The organism is Aliivibrio sp. S10_S31 (assembly GCF_014694495.1).
Classification (GTDB): Bacteria; Pseudomonadota; Gammaproteobacteria; order Enterobacterales; family Vibrionaceae; genus Aliivibrio; species Aliivibrio fischeri.
In genome coordinates this window covers 1-705 of record NZ_JAAUWR010000088.1, presented here as the reverse complement: position 1 = coordinate 705, position 705 = coordinate 1, and the positions used below count along the sequence as shown (strand labels likewise).

The following is a 705-nucleotide window of genomic DNA, read 5'->3' as shown; positions in this document are numbered from 1 at the left end:
AAAACCCCTTGGGTGTTGTATGGTTAAGCCTCACGGGCAATTAGTATCAGTTAGCTCAATGCCTCGCAGCACTTACACACCTGACCTATCTACGTCGTAGTCTCCAACAACCCTTTAGGATACTTAAAGTATCAGGGATGACTCATCTCAGGGCTCGCTTCACGCTTAGATGCTTTCAGCGTTTATCGATTCCGAACTTAGCTACCGGGCAATGCCACTGGCGTGACAACCCGAACACCAGAGGTTCGTCCACTCCGGTCCTCTCGTACTAGGAGCAGCCCCCTTCAATCATCCAACGCCCACGGCAGATAGGGACCGAACTGTCTCACGACGTTCTAAACCCAGCTCGCGTACCACTTTAAATGGCGAACAGCCATACCCTTGGGACCGACTTCAGCCCCAGGATGTGATGAGCCGACATCGAGGTGCCAAACACCGCCGTCGATATGAACTCTTGGGCGGTATCAGCCTGTTATCCCCGGAGTACCTTTTATCCGTTGAGCGATGGCCCTTCCATTCAGAACCACCGGATCACTATGACCTGCTTTCGCACCTGCTCGAATTGTCATTCTCGCAGTCAAGCGGGCTTATGCCATTGCACTAACCTCACGATGTCCAACCGTGATTAGCCCACCTTCGTGCTCCTCCGTTACTCTTTGGGAGGAGACCGCCCCAGTCAAACTACCCACCAGGCACTGTCCGCAA

The 705-nt window shown here is 53.3% G+C and carries 1 rRNA gene; it reads right to left on the bottom strand.

What is annotated here, in order from left to right:
* Positions 1 to 19 precede the first annotated feature (19 nt).
* Positions 20 to 705 (bottom strand): 23S ribosomal RNA (locus HC728_RS19725); the annotation flags it as partial.